Source organism: Pseudomonas sp. B2M1-30, assembly GCF_025447575.1.
In the GTDB taxonomy this organism is placed as follows: domain Bacteria; phylum Pseudomonadota; class Gammaproteobacteria; order Pseudomonadales; family Pseudomonadaceae; genus Aquipseudomonas; species Aquipseudomonas botevensis.
Genome location: NZ_JAOEJT010000004.1, coordinates 346,985 through 362,272, shown reverse-complemented (window position 1 = coordinate 362,272; position 15,288 = coordinate 346,985). Strand labels below are relative to the sequence as shown.

The window sequence follows — 15,288 nt, the reverse complement described above, 5'->3', positions numbered from 1 at the left end:
GCGAGCCTTTATAAAAGCACGCCCTGGACATTAAGACCTTAGCGGAACCCCAAGCCATGAACAAAAACCTACGCTTCAGCCATAAAATTTTGCTTGCCGCCGCCCTCATCGTCATTGCCGCCTTCGCCTCGTTCACGCTGTACAACGACTGGTTGCAGCGCAACGCTATCCGCGCGGATCTGGACAATTACCTCAATGAGATGGGCGAGGTCACTGCCGGCAACATCCAGACCTGGCTCAACGGTCGCATCCTGCTGATCGAGAACGCCGCCCAGAACATTGCCATCAACCCGGAACCCTCCGCCGTCGCCAACCTGCTGGAACAGAAAGCCCTGACCTCGACGTTCATGGCTTCCTACCTGGGCGACGCCACCGGTCACTTCACCATCCGTCCGGATGCGAAGATGCCGGACGGTTTCGACCCACGGGTTCGCCCCTGGTACAAGGGGGCCGAGAGCAGCAGCACCTCGACCCTGACCGAACCGTACATCGACGCCGCCACCGGCCAGTTGATCATTTCCATCGCCACCGCCTCCAAGAAGGCCGGTCAGAGCGTGGGCGTAGTGGGCGGTGACCTGAGCCTGCAAACCCTGATCGATACCCTCGCCGCCCGGGATTTCGACGGCATGGGCTACGTTTTCCTGGTCAGCGCCGACGGCAAGATCCTGGTCCACCCGGACAAGACGCTGGTGATGAAATCCCTGAAAGAAGCCTATCCGCAGGACACGCCGCGCATCAGCAGCGATTTCAGTGAAGTCACCGTCGACGGCAAGACCCGCATCGTCACGTTCACCCCGATCAAGGGCCTGCCGTCGGTGAACTGGTACATCGGCCTGTCGGTGGACAAGGATCAGGCGTTCTCGATGCTCAGCCAGTTCCGCACCTCGGCCGTGATCGCCACTGTCATTGCCGTGGCTATCATCATCGCCCTGCTCGGCATGCTGATCCGCCTGCTGATCCAGCCGCTGCACGTCATGACCCGTGCCATGGAAGACATCGCCGACGGCGAAGGCGACCTGACCAAACGCCTGACCATCCAGAACCAGGATGAATTCGGTGTCCTCGGCACCGCATTCAACCGTTTCGTCGAGCGCATTCACGGCTCGATCCGCGAAGTGTCCTCGGCCACCGGGCAAGTCAACGAAGTCGCCCTGCGCGTGGTCGCGGCGTCGAACTCGTCGATGTACAACTCCGACCAGCAGGCCTCGCGCACCAACAGCGTGGCCGCCGCGATCAACCAGCTCGGCGCCGCCGCCCAGGAAATCGCCCGCAACGCCGCCCAGGCCTCGACCCAGGCCAGCGACGCCCGTGGCCTGGCCGAAGACGGCCAGCACGTGGTGGACCGCAGCATCAAGGCGATGAACCAGTTGTCGGACATGCTCAGCGCGTCGAGCAGCAACATCGAGTCGCTGAACAGCAAGACCGTGAACATCGGGCAGATTCTCGAAGTGATCACCAGCATTTCCCAGCAGACCAACCTGCTGGCGCTCAACGCGGCGATCGAAGCGGCCCGGGCCGGTGAGGCCGGACGCGGGTTTGCGGTGGTGGCCGACGAAGTGCGCAACCTGGCGCATCGTACCCAGGAGTCGGCGCAACAGGTGCAGACCATGATCGAAGAGCTGCAGGTCGGCGCCCGCGAATCGGTGAGCACCATGACCGACAGCCAGCGTCACAGCCAGGACAGCGTGGAAATCGCCAACCTTGCCGGAGAACGCCTGAACAGCGTGACCCAGCGCATTGGCGAGATCGACGGGATGAACCAGTCGGTAGCGACCGCGACCGAGGAGCAGACGGCGGTGGTGGAGTCGATCAACGTCGATATCACCGAGATCAACACGCTGAACCAGGAAGGTGTGGAAAACCTGCAGGCGACGTTGCGCGCGTGCTCGGACCTGGAGCAGCAGGCTTCGCGGTTGAAACAGTTGGTAGGGAGTTTCCGCATTTAAGATCAAGAGCCACCCCCTCATCGGAACGCCACCCGCCCGGCCCTCTTCCCAGAGAGAGGGCCAGGGTGAGGGGCTGCCCCGGACCTGCCAGCGCCGAAATCCCGACCGAACATCTATCCTTGATAAAGGTCAACCAAGGGAGATCAACGCGGAGGGACGTTCACCGTGCATATCGCCGACATCACCATGTTTTACGCCCCGGCCAGCGGCGGCGTGCGCACGTATCTGGATGCCAAGCACCGGCGGCTGGGCCATCGTTCGGGGATTCGCCACAGCCTGCTGATCCCCGGTGCGCACCTGAGTGAACAGGATGGCGTTTATACGGTGCCGGCCCCCGCCCTGCCGTTCGGCAAGGGTTACCGTTTCCCGCTGCGCCTGGCGCCCTGGCGCAATGTTCTGCAAGACTTGCAACCGGACCTGATCGAAGTCGGCGACCCGTACCTGACCGCCTGGGCCGCGCTCGACGCGCGGCGACAACTGGATGTGCCGGTCATCGGTTTCTATCACTCGGATCTGCCGCTGCTGGCGGGCAACCGCGTGGGCCACTGGGTCACGCCGAATGTCGAGGCCTACGTCAGCAAGCTCTATGGCAACTTCGACCGGGTGTTGGCGCCCAGTCAGGTGATGGCCGACAAACTCCGCAGCTTGGGGGTGCGCAATGTGTTCGTCCAGCCGCTGGGCGTGGATCTGCGCACGTTCCATCCTGACGCCCGCGATCAGGGCCTGCGCGCCGCACTGGGGATTGCCGAAGACGCACGCCTGCTGATCTTCGCCGGGCGCGGCGCCAAGGAGAAAAACCTGCCGGTGCTGCTCAAGTGCATGCAACGCCTCGGCCCGCGCTACCACTTGTTGCTGGTCGGTTCGTCGATGCCCGCCGCCGTCCCGGACAACGTCAGCGTCATCGATGGTTTCTGCCCGGCGCCGCAAGTGGCGCGGTTGATGGCCAGTGCCGATGCGCTGGTGCATGCCGGTGATCAGGAAACCTTCGGCCTGGTGATCCTCGAAGCGATGGCCTGCGGCATTCCAGTGGTGGCAGTGGCGGCCGGCGCGTTCGAGGAGATCGTCAGCGAACCTTGCGGCCTGCTCTGCGCGCCGAACAATCCGCAGTTGATGGCCAACGCCGTGCGTGAGCTGTTCAGTCGCAATCCGGCGATTCTCGGTCGCCTTGCGCGGCAACATGTCGAACGGCATTACGCCTGGGACACCGTAGTCGACAGCCTGCTCGGGCATTACCACGCCGTCCTCGGCCATTCGCTGCCCCGGGTGGCCAATGGTTGAACCGACCAGTCCCCCGGCGCTGTTGCTGGTGCTGCACGACGTCGCGCCATGCACATGGGCCGATTACCAACCCTTTGTCGAAGCCATCGATGCACTGGGCGGCGTGCCACTGACCTGGCTAGTGGTCCCGGACTTCCATCGGCGCAATGCACTGGACACCGATCCAACATTTCGCCAGCGACTGAGCGAGCGCGCGGCGCGTGGCGATGAACTGGTACTGCACGGCTATTTTCATGACGATCAGGAACCCCGACCAAGCACGCCAAAGCACTGGTTGATGCGCCGTGTCTACACCCATGAAGGCGAGTTTTATCAGTTGTCCCGCGAGACTGCCCTCGCCCGTCTGCGTGCCGGCATCGAGATGTTTCAGCGTTACGACTGGCCGCTGCACGGTTTCGTCGCGCCGGCATGGCTGATGAGCGAAGGCACGCGCCAGGCCTTGCGCGAATTGCCCTTGAGCTACACCAGCGACCCGCAACATCTTTATCGCCTGCCGGACTTCACCGCCATCAACGCCCCTGGTCTGGTCTGGAGCGCGCGCAGTGCATGGCGTCGCGGCTTGTCTAAACTGGTCTGCGAGCAACGTGAGCAGCGCTGGCGCCACACCCCGGTGATTCGCCTGGGCGTGCATCCGGTGGATATGCGCCACCGTTTTTCCCGCGACTACTGGCTGCACACCGTCGAACGTTTACTGAATGAAGGCCGCGTGCCAATGACCAAGATCGACTGGCTGACGCAACAGCACAATCATCCCGGATACGCCGCATGAGTCGCGGCATTCTTTTATTGATCGGCCTGATCGCGGCGGTGCTGATCCCGATCCTGCTGGGCGGCGGCGAAACCTGGGCGCGCTTGCAAAGTTTTCCGCTGCATTGGCTGCTGCTGATGTTCGGCATGATCCTGCTGTGCTGGGGCATCAACACGCTGCGCCTGCGGCTGCTGCTCGGCGATCAACGCGAGCGGGTCACGCCGCTGAAAAGCCTCGGCGTAGTGATGGCCGCCGAATTCGCTTACTGCGCCACGCCGGGCGGCAGCGGCGGGCCACTGACGATCATGGCCCTGCTGGCCCGCAGCGGTGTGCGCCCGGCCCGTGGCAGCGCGGTGTTCGCCATGGATCAATTGAGCGATCTGCTGTTTTTCCTCTGCGCCCTGAGCGGGATCCTGATCTACGCGCTGTTCCAGCACTTGAGCGATCGCCTCGAATGGCTGCTGATGGTCAGCGCCGTGTCGCTGTTCGGTGGGCTGTTCAGTTGTGTGCTGCTGGCGCGTTATCACCGCGCGCTGATTCGCCTGAGCGGACGATTGCTGGCGAGCATCAACGTCAAGGGCAGTACCCGTCGACGCTGGGCACGCAAGCTTCTGCATTTTCTCGCGGCATTCACCGACACCCTGAAACTGCCCTGGCAAACGCTGATCAAGGTCTTCGCGTTGACGTGCGTGCATTGGCTGTTGCGTTACAGCGTGCTGTATCTGGCATTGCGCGGGCTGGGGGCGGACTTGCAATGGGCGTGGAGTTTCCTGATCCAGATGCTGTCGCTGGGGGCCGGGCAATTCAGTCTGTTGCCGGGCGGCGCGGGTGCGGCGGAACTGACCTCGGCGGCGCTGCTGGCGCCCATGGTGGGGAAATCCACCGCCGCAGCGGCGATTCTGATCTGGCGGGTGGTGACCTATTACTTCTATCTGCTGGTGGGCGGGCCGGTGTTTCTGTTGATGCTGGGACGGCCGCTGCTCAAGAAGCTGATGAGAGCTCGTCAGGCGTGATCGACGACGCGGAATGTTCGTCAGGCTCCGGTTTCACTTTCTCCCACAACTCGGCGGCGCCGGGAAACTCGGTTCCGTCCTCCTCGTCCATGTCTTGCGGGTCATAGCGGCTCAGGCACCCCTCACCCAACGTGGCAGGTGCCCTGGAGGTGGCTTTGTCCAGTGGATCGGTCATGGGTATTACCTCGAGGCTGAATAAAAGAAAGGGCCTGGAGCGATTGAACGCCCAGGCCCTGTCTTTTTCAACCGTGAACGGCTTCGATCAGAACACCACGGTCTTGTTGCCGTGGACCAGCACGCGGTCTTCGAGGTGATAGCGCAGGCCACGGGCCAGCACCATTTTCTCGACGTCACGGCCGAAACGCACCATGTCTTCGATGCTGTCGCTGTGACTGACACGCACCACGTCCTGCTCGATGATCGGGCCGGCATCCAGCTCTTCGGTCACGTAGTGGCAGGTCGCGCCGATCAGTTTCACGCCACGCAACGATGCCTGGTGATACGGCTTGGCACCGACGAACGACGGCAGGAAGCTGTGGTGAATGTTGATGACCTTGTGTGCGTATTCGCGGCACAGCGCCGGCGGCAGGATCTGCATGTAGCGCGCCAGCACCACCACTTCGGCGTCGTGCTGCTTGACCAGACGCGACACTTCGGCGAACGCCGGTTCCTTGTCCTGCGGATTGACCGGGACGTGGTAATAAGGAATGCCATGCCACTCGACCATGCTGCGCAGGTCGTCGTGGTTGGAAATCACGCAGGAGATTTCGCAATCCAGTTCGTCGCTGTGCCAGCGGTGCAGCAGGTCGGCCAGGCAATGGGACTCACGACTGGCCATCAACACCACGCGCTTTTTCTGCTCGGTGTCGGTGATACGCCAGTCCATCGAGAACTCTTCGGCAATCGGCGCGAACTTCTCGCGCAAGACTTCAATACCGAAAGGCAACGAATCGGCACGAATTTCGTGACGCATGAAGAACCAGCCGATCTGATTGTCCGAGTGGTGGCTCGCTTCGGTGATCCAGCCGTTGTGGGATGCCAGGAAATTACTGACTTTGGCAACAATGCCAACGCGGTCCGGGCAAGAAATCACCAGCCGAAAGGTGCGCATGAGGGGGAAACTCCAGAACTTCGCAAAGGCCGCCATTCTAGCGACTGCGCAGGAAAACTGCAGTATTGATGACCACGGCCGCTGCGCCAGTCCTCGTCCGGGCCACGTTGAAGTTTTTTTGACAGCGATTAACGCCAGAATACCGGCGCACCACAGATGACGATTAAACAAGTCGTTGTGAATGACCCTGAAGACTGCATCACAATATTTAACTGAATATTCAACTCGGGCCTTCTCTTCGTAACTAATTCAAATAAAAACCCCGGTTAAATGTTTACTTGATGAAACAGCCTGACTATTATTGCGCCACTGTCCCCTGCCATTCAGCACTTTACATAAGGTAGTAATCATGTCCTTGATCAACGAATATCGCGCCACCGAAGAGGCCATCAAAGAGCTGCAAGCCCGTCTGAAAAACCTGTCGGAAGACGACAAACTGCAAACCGAGCTGCAATTCGAAAGCAAACTGCGCGCTCTGATGGGCGAATATTCCAAGTCCCTGCGCGACATCATCGCACTGTTGGATCCACAAGGCGCAGCCAAGGCTCCACGCACTGGCGCAGTAAAAACTACCGGCACCAAACGTGCTCGCAAAGTTAAGCAATACAAAAACCCGCACAACGGTGAAGTCATCGAAACCAAAGGTGGCAACCACAAGACTCTGAAAGAGTGGAAAGCCAAGTGGGGCGGTGACGTGGTTGAAGGCTGGTCGACCCTGCTGGGCTAAGCCGCAACCCCGTCGCAGAGCGATCCGCGACGAAAATAAAACGCCAGCATTCGCTGGCGTTTTTTTATGCCCGTCATTTCGTCGACGGGCATGTTCGATTTCAAAGATACAAACGTTTGCGTAATGCCTCGACATAGTTACGCCATTCATCAAGCACCTCATTCTGCGTCGGCGTGGCACTAAGCGCCCATTCTTCTGCGGCCTGTGCAAAAGATTCGAGGGTATTAGGAGCCCCCATTTGCGCTTCGCACAAGCGTTGCCGGCAAAAGATCGTCCAGCGTTCTCGCTCCTCGGAACTCAACGTTTCGGGAAAGTTACGTGCTCGATATCGAAAGAGTAATTCCGGCAAACGTTCGTCATCGAAAGGCCATTGCTCTCGGCTTAATTGCGCAGGATCGGCCGCCCTCACTTGCTCACATAGACGACGATCCCGGTCACCGATAAATCCGTCGTACAACTGCTGTTCCGGATCTTCACTCGGGGTGAAATCCTCGCTGGCATAAATCGTCGCGACTTTATCTTTCCAGATATGTTGTGCGTCACTTAGCCGCAATGCGCGGGCCTGATAAAGCGCCATGTCCAGCCCGAGACGCTGTTGATCGTCCGCGCGCAATACCGACAACGGCGCCACCACCGGGCAGCGGTTGACGTGAATCAGTTTGAGCGGCACCGGCAATTCACCTTCGGCCAAAGCCTCGCGACGGGTGTACAGGCGCTGGCGCAAGGTTTCGGCGTCGAGGTCGAGCAGGCTCTGCGGGTCCAGGTGCAGGTCGCAGACAATCAGTGCATTGCGGTTGCGCGGATGCCAGGCCAGCGGCAGCACCACGCCCACGTAATGCCGCGCCGCCGAGAAGCGCCCGGAGATGTGCACTATCGGCTGCAACAGACGAACCTGATCCATGACCTTCTGCTTGCTGCGCAGTTGAAACAGCCAGTCATACAGTTTCGGCTGCTTCTCGCGGATCAGCCGGGCCAGGGCGATGGTGGCGCGCACGTCGGACAATGCTTCGTGGGCATGACCATGATCGAGGCCGTTGGCGGCGGTCAGGCGTTCGAGCTTGAGCGTCACCCGGCCCTCGTCATCGGTCGGCCACACCAGGCCGTCGGGGCGCAAGGCGTAGGCGGCGCGCACCACATCGATCAAATCCCAGCGGCTGTTGCCGCCCTGCCATTCCCGGGCGTACGGGTCGAAAAAATTCCGGTACAGGCTGTAGCGGGTCATCTCGTCGTCGAAGCGCAGCGTGTTGTAACCCGCGCCACAGGTGCCGGGCGCGGCCAGTTGCGCGTGGATCCGGGTCATGAAGTCGGCTTCGCTCAACCCCTGCTCGGCCAGACGACCGGGGGTGATACCGGTGATCACGCACGCGGCCGGATGCGGCAGGATGTCTTCGCTGGGCTGGCAATAGAGGTTGACCGGCTCATCGATCTCGTTGAGTTCATGGTCGGTGCGAATCCCGGCCACCTGCAACGGGCGGTCACAGCGGGGATTGATCCCGGTGGTTTCGTAGTCGTACCAGAAGATGGAAGTCACGGGCGGTTCCTGAACTGAAGATCGGCAAAGTCTAGGCGCTCGACCGCCGTGGCGGCCAGCGCCGTGTCATTCGAGCAGCTTTCGCCACATGCTGTGCAATACATAGTTATGTCGTTTTCCCCCGAGAGGCTGCTAGCATCGGCCCCCACTGCATCCAGAACAGGCGAACGTCAGGTAGCCCATGCTCGAGCACACAGCACCGCCAGGGAAAGCACCGCTGATTCCGCCGCTGGACACGCGGCATCAGGTCGAAACGCCGGAAGGCATCGACCTGCCCTTGCGTCCGGCCGGGCTGATGGTGCGGGCCGTGGCCTTCTCGATCGACCTGGGCCTGCGCGCCGTGATCACCGGCGCGCTGTTCATTGTGCTGGCCTTTCTTGGCAAGCTCGGCATGGGCCTGGGTTCGCTGCTGCTGTTCGCGGTGAGCTGGTGGTACATGGTGCTGTTCGAGGTGCTGCGCCAGGGCCAGTCGCCGGGCAAGCAATGGATGGGCCTGCGGGTGGTGCATGACGACGGTACGCCAGTCGGCTGGTCGGCCTCGCTGTTGCGCAACCTGCTGCGCTTTGTCGACCTGATGCCGTTCGGCTACTTCCTCGGCGCAATCAGTTGTCTGCAACACCCGACCTTCAAGCGCCTGGGCGACCTTGCCGCCGGCACCCTGGTCATCCACATCGAGCGCCCCCTGACCCGGCCGCAACTGCCCGAGGCAGAACCGCGCCGCTCACCGATTCCCCTGACCCTGAGCGAACAACGCGCCCTGCTCGGTTTCGCCGAACGCCAGGCTGAACTGTCGCCGGCGCGGGTCAATGAACTGGCGGCCCTGCTCGCCCAGCCGTTGCACATCAGCGCACCGAAAGCCGTGGGCGAACTCAACGGCATCGCCCGTGGCCTGTTGGGGCCGACATGAAACAGAGCCTTTTCGAAAACCGCCACAAGGCCGAATGGGAGCGTTTCGCGCTGGCGCTGGAGCGCCTCGAGCGCGGCAAGGACACCTCGCAAGTCGCCGCTTTCCCCAAGGCCTATCGGCGTCTCTGCCACCACCTGGCGCTGGCGCAGGAACGTGGCTACAGCAGTTTTCTGATCGATTCGCTGCAACAGCAGGTGCTGCGCGGCCACCAGCAGCTGTATCGCCATCGCAGCCGGCTCGGCGCCAATCTGCTGGGTTTCATCCTCGCCGGTTTCCCCCGGCTGGTGCGCCAGGAATGGCGTTTCGTCCTGGTTGCCGCGCTGCTGTTCTTCGGCAGCCTGGTTGGTTTCGGCGTGCTGGTATACGTCTTTCCGGAACTGGTCTACAACTTGATTCCCGCCGATCAGGTGCGCGAAATGCAGGGCATGTACGATCCGGTCGCCGGTCACCTCGGGCGCTCGGCCGAACGCGCGGCCAGCGAAGACTGGGTGATGTTCGGCTACTACATCATGCACAACATTGGCATCGCCTTTCAGACCTTCGCCAGCGGTTTGCTGGCGGGTCTGGGCAGTGCGTTCTTCCTTTTCTACAACGGCCTGATGATCGGTGCGGTGGCCGGCCACCTGACGGAAATCGGCTACGGCCAGACGTTCTGGTCATTCGTGATCGGCCATGGCGCGTTCGAACTCACGGCCATCGCCCTGGCCGGCGCGGCGGGACTGAAACTGGGCTGGGCCTTGATCGCCCCCGGTCGCCTGACGCGCGGCGAAGCCCTCAGGCAAGCCGCCCGGCAAAGCGTCTTGCTGGTGTGCGGGGTCATGCTGTTTCTGCTGATTGCGGCGTTCATCGAGGCCTACTGGTCGTCGCGCACCGCCGTCACGCCGCTCACCAAGTATCTGGTCGGCGCCGCGCTGTGGGTGGCCGTGGCGACTTATCTGCTGTTCGCCGGAAGGATCCGCCATGCGCCTGAGTGACGCCACCGTGGTGATCCGCCCGCGCACGACCTGGGAAGCCATGGACCTGGGCGTGCTCATGAGCCAGCAACACCGGCGCCTGCTGATGAGCAGTTGGGCGATCGTCACCCTGCCGCTGTTCGCGCTGTTGAGCCTTTTGCTGTGGGACTCACCGTCGCTGGCCCTGTTGATTTTCTGGTGGTTGAAACCGGCTTATGAACGCCTGCCGCTGTACATCCTGTCCAAGGCCTTGTTCGGGGAAACCCCCACGCTCAAACAGGCATTGCGCCAATGGCCGCGCTTGCTCAAACCGCAGTTGCTGGCGAGTCTGACGTGGCGGCGCCTGAGCCTGAGTCGCAGTTTCCTGCTGCCGGTGGTGCAACTCGAAGGCCTCGACGGCACCGAGCGCCAGCAGCGCTTGCAGGTGTTATTGCAACGCCATTCCGGTGCCCCGCGCTGGCTGACCGTGATCGGTGCGCATCTGGAAACGGCGTTATGGATCGGCCTGATGGTGCTGTTCTACATGCTCCTGCCGCAACAGGTCGAAACCGATTGGGACTGGCAGAGCCTGATCCTCGCCAGCGGCCACGACTGGCGGTGGCTGGAGCACCTGACCAATGCTTTCTACGCACTGGTGCTGGTGGTGTGGGAGCCGGTTTACGTGGCGTGCGGTTTCAGTCTCTACCTGAACCGGCGCACCGAACTGGAAGCCTGGGACATCGAACTGGTGTTCCGTCGCCTGCGCCAACGCCTCAATGGCGCCGTCCCGGTGCTGCTGCTCGCAGCCTGCCTGTTGCTGCCAGGCCTGCCGTCGCCGGCCTGGGCCGACGAGCCCGCCAGCGGCCCGGATGCACCGCGTCTGTTGAACCAGCCGCTCACCAGCGAGGCGTCCCGCGACAGCATCAAGGCATTGCTCGAGCAGCCACCCTTCAAGAACAAGGAAACCGTCACCCGCTACCGCTTTGGCGAGGATCCCGCCGCCCCTGCCCGCCCCGAAAAGGAGGGAGAAGCCCCGCAGTGGCTCAAGACCCTGCTCGACTGGCTCGACGGCCAGCAGCTCAACGCCTTGGCCAACCTGATCGAAGTGCTGCTGTGGGGGGCGGTGATTGCCCTGCTCGGCTGGCTGGTGTGGCGCTATCGCGAGTTTCTGCAAGCCTTCGTCAGTCGCCGGCCCCGGTTGCCGAGCCGAACCCGACGCCCCGTGCCGCAACACGCCTTTGGCCTCGACCTGAGCCGGGAAACCTTGCCCGATGACATCGCCGCCAGCGCCGAACAGCTCTGGCAGACCCAGCCCCGCGCGGCCCTCGGCTTGCTCTACCGGGCATTGCTCAGCCATCTGCTGCACGATTTCGATCTGACCCTGAAACCCGCTGACACCGAAAACCAGGTACTGGCGCGCATCGAGCACCTGCAGCGCCCCGACTTGCTGGCCTACAGCCGCCAACTCACCGTGCATTGGCAAAACATGGCCTACGGGCATCGGGTCCCGGCGGCGCACCTGCAACAGGAACTGTGCAATGGCTGGCGCGTCCTGTTCGGCCCCGGAGGTAACCCTTGAACCGGCGCGCGATCTGGCTGGCGGTTGCCCTGGTCGTCCTGCTGCTGGGCGGCGTCAGCGTTTATCTGTATAGCAAGGCCAGGCCCTATCAGGCGGTGGTCGATCATGGCCCCTCGCCCACCGCGCAAGCCAATCCCTATCTGGCCGCCGAGATGTTCCTGCGCGAACGGGGCATCACCGTCAGTCACGCCGAAGGCCTGTCCGTACTGCCAGGCATCGACCCGCGCCAGCACACCCTGTTGCTGTTCGGCGACCGTTCGAAGATGACGCCGCGCCAGGTCGATCAAGTGTTGAACTGGGCACGGGCCGGCGGGCGCCTGGTGTTCGTCGCCGAGTCGTTGTGGGACGAAAAGGCCGGGCAAAGCAACGACCTGCTGCTCGACCGCGTGCAACTGCATCAGATGCTCAGCCAGGATCTCAAGGATCCGCCGGCCGATCCCACCGACGATCCCTACCCGAACCTGACCAAACTGTATCTGGAAGACGAAGATGCGCCGGCCTATGCCGGTTTCGACACCGCGTTCCATCTCGAAGACCCGAAGAACCTGGCCCAGGCCTGGGCCAACAGCGGCAAGGCCACGCACATGATGCAACTGGCCTACGGCGTCGGCACGATCACCGTGGTCACCGATGCCGACCTGTGGAAAACCGCCGCCATCGCCAAGCACGACAATGCCTGGCTGCTCTGGTACTTGAGCGCCGATACCGCCGTGACCCTGCTGTTCAACACTGAACACGAGGGGCTGTGGACCCTGCTCTGGCGCTATTTCCCGCAGGCGATCATCGCGTTGCTGGCGCTGGTCGGGCTGGGGTTCTGGCACGTCGGGGTGCGCCATGGCCCGGTTCAGTTGCCGGCACCCGCCGGGCGTCGACAGTTGCTGGAGCACCTGCGCGCCAGTGCCGATTTCATCCTGCGCCACAACGGCCAGCACACCTTGCTGCACGCCTTGCAGCAAGACGTGCTGCGCCGCGCCCGGCGCCGCCACCCCGGTTTCGACCAATTGAACGTTGCCGAACAATGGCTGGCGCTATCGCGCCTGACCCGGCAACCGACCCGCGCCATCAGTCAGGCCCTGAGCCCGGTGTCGAAGCAGCGCTTGTCCAGCGCTGAATTCAGTCGCCAGGTCGCGCACCTGCAAACCTTGAGGAATGCCTTATGAGCGAACAGAACGAGCCCGGCAGCGCCACTCATGCCGCCCAGCAACGCCAGCGCGCCATTCAACTGGCCCAGGCCGTACGCCTGGAGCTGCAAAAGGTCCTGATCGGCCAGAACCCGGTGATCGATGACGTGCTGACCGCGCTGATCGCCGGCGGGCACGTATTGCTCGAAGGCGTGCCGGGGCTTGGCAAGACGCTGCTGGTGCGGGCGCTGGCACGTTGCTTCGGCGGCGAGTTCGCGCGTATCCAGTTCACCCCGGACCTGATGCCCAGCGACGTCACCGGCCACGCGGTCTACGACTTGCAGACCGAGCAGTTCAAGCTGCGCAAGGGGCCGCTGTTCACCAACCTGTTGCTGGCCGACGAGATCAACCGCGCCCCGGCGAAAACCCAGGCCGCGCTGCTCGAAGCGATGCAGGAGCGCCAGGTCACCCTCGAAGGCCGCGCGCTGCCGATCGCCCAGCCGTTCATGGTGCTCGCCACCCAGAACCCGATCGAACAGGAAGGCACCTACCCGCTGCCCGAAGCCGAACTCGACCGTTTCATGCTCAAGGTGCGCATCGACTACCCGGACGCCGATCAGGAGCTGGACATGGTGCGTCAGGTCAGCCGTTCGACCCGCGCCGACATGCTCGACGTCCAGCCGCTGCGCACGCTGCTGCAAGCCAAGGACGTACAGGCCCTGCAACGCATCGCCAGTGACCTGCCGCTGGACGATCAGGTCCTTGATTACGCCGTGCGCCTGGCGCGCAGCACCCGTACCTGGCCGGGCCTGACCCTCGGCGCCGGGCCGCGCGCCTCGATTGCCCTGGTGCGCTGCGCCCGGGCGCGAGCCTTGCTGCGCGGCGGCGAGTTCGTGATTCCGGACGACATCAAGGGCTGTGCCCTCGCGGTGCTGCGCCATCGCGTGCGGATCGCCCCCGAACTGGACATCGAAGGCCTGCAAGTCGATCAAGTGCTTCAGCAGTTGCTCGACCAAGTACCGGCGCCGCGTCTGTGAAACCCTCGCGCCTGTTGCTGAACTGGCTCGCCGCCCTGCTCGCCATCGGCATCGTGCTGGGCGCGTTGCGGGCGCTGGACTTCGACGTGCCGGCAACCCTGTCCTCGATCAACTGGGGACTGCTGCTGGCGCTGTTGTTACTGGCGACCCTTGATGCCGTGCGCCTCAACAATCTGCCTGCGCCCCGAGTACGCCGGCAGATGCCCGGCAGCCTGGCGCTCGGGCGCTGGAGTGAAGTGCGGCTGGAGGTCGAACATGACTTCGAGCAGCCGTTGCATACCGGGATTTTCGACCACGTCCCCCAAGGGCTGAGCGTCGAAAATCTGCCGTTGAGCGTCGAGTTGCAACCGGGCCGATCCAGCCAGATCGGCTATCGCCTGCGCCCGTTGCAGCGCGGGCATTTCAGCTTTGAACACTGCGAAGTCAACCTGCCGAGCCCCCTGAGGCTGTGGTCCGGCAAACGCCTGCTCAACGTGACCGATCACACCCGCGTCTACCCGGACTTCGCCCGCCTGTACGGCGGCGAACTGCTGGCGGTGGACAACTGGCTCAACCAGCTCGGCGTGCGCCAGCGTCAACGACGCGGCCAGGGCATGGAATTCCACCAACTGCGGGATTTCCGTGAGGGCGACAGCCTGCGCCAGATCGACTGGAAAGCCACCGCCCGCCACCGCACGCCGATTGCCCGCGAGTACCAGGACGAGCGCGACCAACAGATCATCTTCATGCTCGATTGCGGCCGGCAGATGCGCAGCCAGGATGGCGAGCTGTCGCACTTCGATCATGCGTTGAATGCCTGTCTGCTGCTCAGTTACGTGGCGTTGCGGCAGGGCGACGCGGTGGGCCTGAGTACCTTTGCCGCTGATCAGCGACGCTACGTGGCTCCGGTCAAGGGCAGCGGGCAACTCAGTGTGCTGCTCAACAGCGTCTACGACCTCGCCAGCACCCGCCACCCCGCCGACTACCCGGCGGCGGTGAATCAACTGCTGGCCCGACAGCAACGTCGGGCACTGGTGGTGCTGGTCACCAATCTGCGCGACGAAGACGATGAGGAACTGCTGTCCGCCGTCAATCGCCTGAACCAGCACCATCGCGTGTTGGTTGCGAGCCTGCGCGAAGACATGCTCGATGGCGTGCGGCACTCACCGGTGCAGACACTGAGCGAGGCACTGGCCTATTGCGGGGCGGTGGACTATTTGAATGCACGGGCAGAACTCCATGAGCGGCTGGACGCTCATGGAGTGGCAGTGTTAGACATCCGCCCCTCTGAGATGGGGGCCGCACTGGTCACCCGATACCTGGAAATGAAGCGGGCCGGATTGTCGTAAGGGATGACTGAGCCTTAAACCGTGCTGTTT

14 protein-coding genes are annotated in these 15,288 nt (G+C 62.9%); 11 read left to right on the top strand and 3 right to left on the bottom strand.

What is annotated here, in order from left to right:
- Window positions 1–56: 56 nt before the first annotated feature.
- From N8H74_RS11050 to N8H74_RS11035, 4 genes are all read left to right on the top strand, one after another.
- Window positions 57–1,946 carry a methyl-accepting chemotaxis protein gene (locus N8H74_RS11050; protein WP_262147530.1) on the top strand — a complete coding sequence of 630 codons (1,890 nt, stop codon included), beginning with the start codon at window positions 57–59 and terminating at the stop codon, window positions 1,944–1,946.
- Between the two features lie 186 nt (window positions 1,947–2,132).
- Window positions 2,133–3,224, top strand: coding sequence for a glycosyltransferase family 1 protein (locus N8H74_RS11045; protein WP_262147718.1), 1,092 nt, complete (start codon window positions 2,133–2,135; stop codon window positions 3,222–3,224).
- Window positions 3,217–3,993, top strand: coding sequence for a DUF2334 domain-containing protein (locus N8H74_RS11040; RefSeq protein WP_262147528.1), 777 nt, complete (start codon window positions 3,217–3,219; stop codon window positions 3,991–3,993). The genes N8H74_RS11045 and N8H74_RS11040 overlap by 8 nt, the downstream gene beginning before the upstream one ends.
- Entirely contained in the window at window positions 3,990–4,985 is a 996-nt protein-coding gene (locus tag N8H74_RS11035) for a lysylphosphatidylglycerol synthase transmembrane domain-containing protein (protein WP_262147526.1), read from the top strand. The genes N8H74_RS11040 and N8H74_RS11035 overlap by 4 nt, the downstream gene beginning before the upstream one ends.
- Here N8H74_RS11035 and N8H74_RS11030 read toward each other — a convergent pair.
- Both N8H74_RS11030 and purU read right to left on the bottom strand, forming a co-directional pair.
- Window positions 4,954–5,160, bottom strand: coding sequence for a hypothetical protein (locus tag N8H74_RS11030; RefSeq protein ID WP_262147524.1), 207 nt, complete (start codon window positions 5,158–5,160; stop codon window positions 4,954–4,956). The two genes, N8H74_RS11035 and N8H74_RS11030, sit on opposite strands and share 32 nt — an antisense overlap.
- Before the next feature lie 87 nt (window positions 5,161–5,247).
- A complete protein-coding gene (gene purU / locus N8H74_RS11025; protein ID WP_217832815.1) occupies window positions 5,248–6,096 on the bottom strand; it encodes a formyltetrahydrofolate deformylase in 849 nt (282 codons plus the stop codon).
- Window positions 6,097–6,445: 349 nt separating this feature from the next.
- On the opposite strand from purU, the gene mvaT reads away from it, so the two are divergent.
- A complete protein-coding gene (mvaT, locus tag N8H74_RS11020; protein WP_217832814.1) occupies window positions 6,446–6,823 on the top strand; it encodes a histone-like nucleoid-structuring protein MvaT in 378 nt (125 codons plus the stop codon).
- A gap of 100 nt (window positions 6,824–6,923) precedes the next feature.
- Here mvaT and sbcB read toward each other — a convergent pair whose 3' ends face one another.
- Window positions 6,924–8,354 (bottom strand): exodeoxyribonuclease I, encoded by a 1,431-nt coding sequence (sbcB, locus tag N8H74_RS11015; protein ID WP_262147522.1) that lies wholly within the window; start codon window positions 8,352–8,354, stop codon window positions 6,924–6,926.
- A gap of 181 nt (window positions 8,355–8,535) precedes the next feature.
- Here sbcB and N8H74_RS11010 point away from each other — a divergent pair, with 181 nt between their 5' ends.
- Genes N8H74_RS11010 through N8H74_RS10985 form a run of 6 tightly spaced genes read left to right on the top strand, consistent with a single transcriptional unit; the run spans window position 8,536 to window position 15,258 of the window.
- The gene (locus tag N8H74_RS11010) at window positions 8,536–9,261 is read left to right on the top strand and encodes an RDD family protein (protein ID WP_262147520.1); all 726 of its coding nucleotides are present in this window, start codon (window positions 8,536–8,538) and stop codon (window positions 9,259–9,261) included.
- A complete protein-coding gene (locus N8H74_RS11005) occupies window positions 9,258–10,235 on the top strand; it encodes a stage II sporulation protein M (protein WP_262147518.1) in 978 nt (325 codons plus the stop codon). The genes N8H74_RS11010 and N8H74_RS11005 overlap by 4 nt, the downstream gene beginning before the upstream one ends.
- Entirely contained in the window at window positions 10,222–11,772 is a 1,551-nt protein-coding gene (locus N8H74_RS11000; protein WP_262147516.1) for a DUF4129 domain-containing protein, read from the top strand. Before N8H74_RS11005 ends, N8H74_RS11000 begins: the two co-directional genes overlap by 14 nt.
- Entirely contained in the window at window positions 11,769–12,932 is a 1,164-nt protein-coding gene (locus N8H74_RS10995; RefSeq protein ID WP_262147514.1) for a DUF4350 domain-containing protein, read from the top strand. Before N8H74_RS11000 ends, N8H74_RS10995 begins: the two co-directional genes overlap by 4 nt.
- On the top strand, window positions 12,929–13,930 hold the full coding sequence (locus N8H74_RS10990) for a MoxR family ATPase (RefSeq protein ID WP_262147512.1): 1,002 nt from the start codon (window positions 12,929–12,931) through the stop codon (window positions 13,928–13,930). The genes N8H74_RS10995 and N8H74_RS10990 overlap by 4 nt, the downstream gene beginning before the upstream one ends.
- Window positions 13,927–15,258, top strand: coding sequence for a DUF58 domain-containing protein (locus tag N8H74_RS10985; protein ID WP_262147510.1), 1,332 nt, complete (start codon window positions 13,927–13,929; stop codon window positions 15,256–15,258). The genes N8H74_RS10990 and N8H74_RS10985 overlap by 4 nt, the downstream gene beginning before the upstream one ends.
- The last annotated feature ends 30 nt before the right edge of the window (window positions 15,259–15,288 follow it).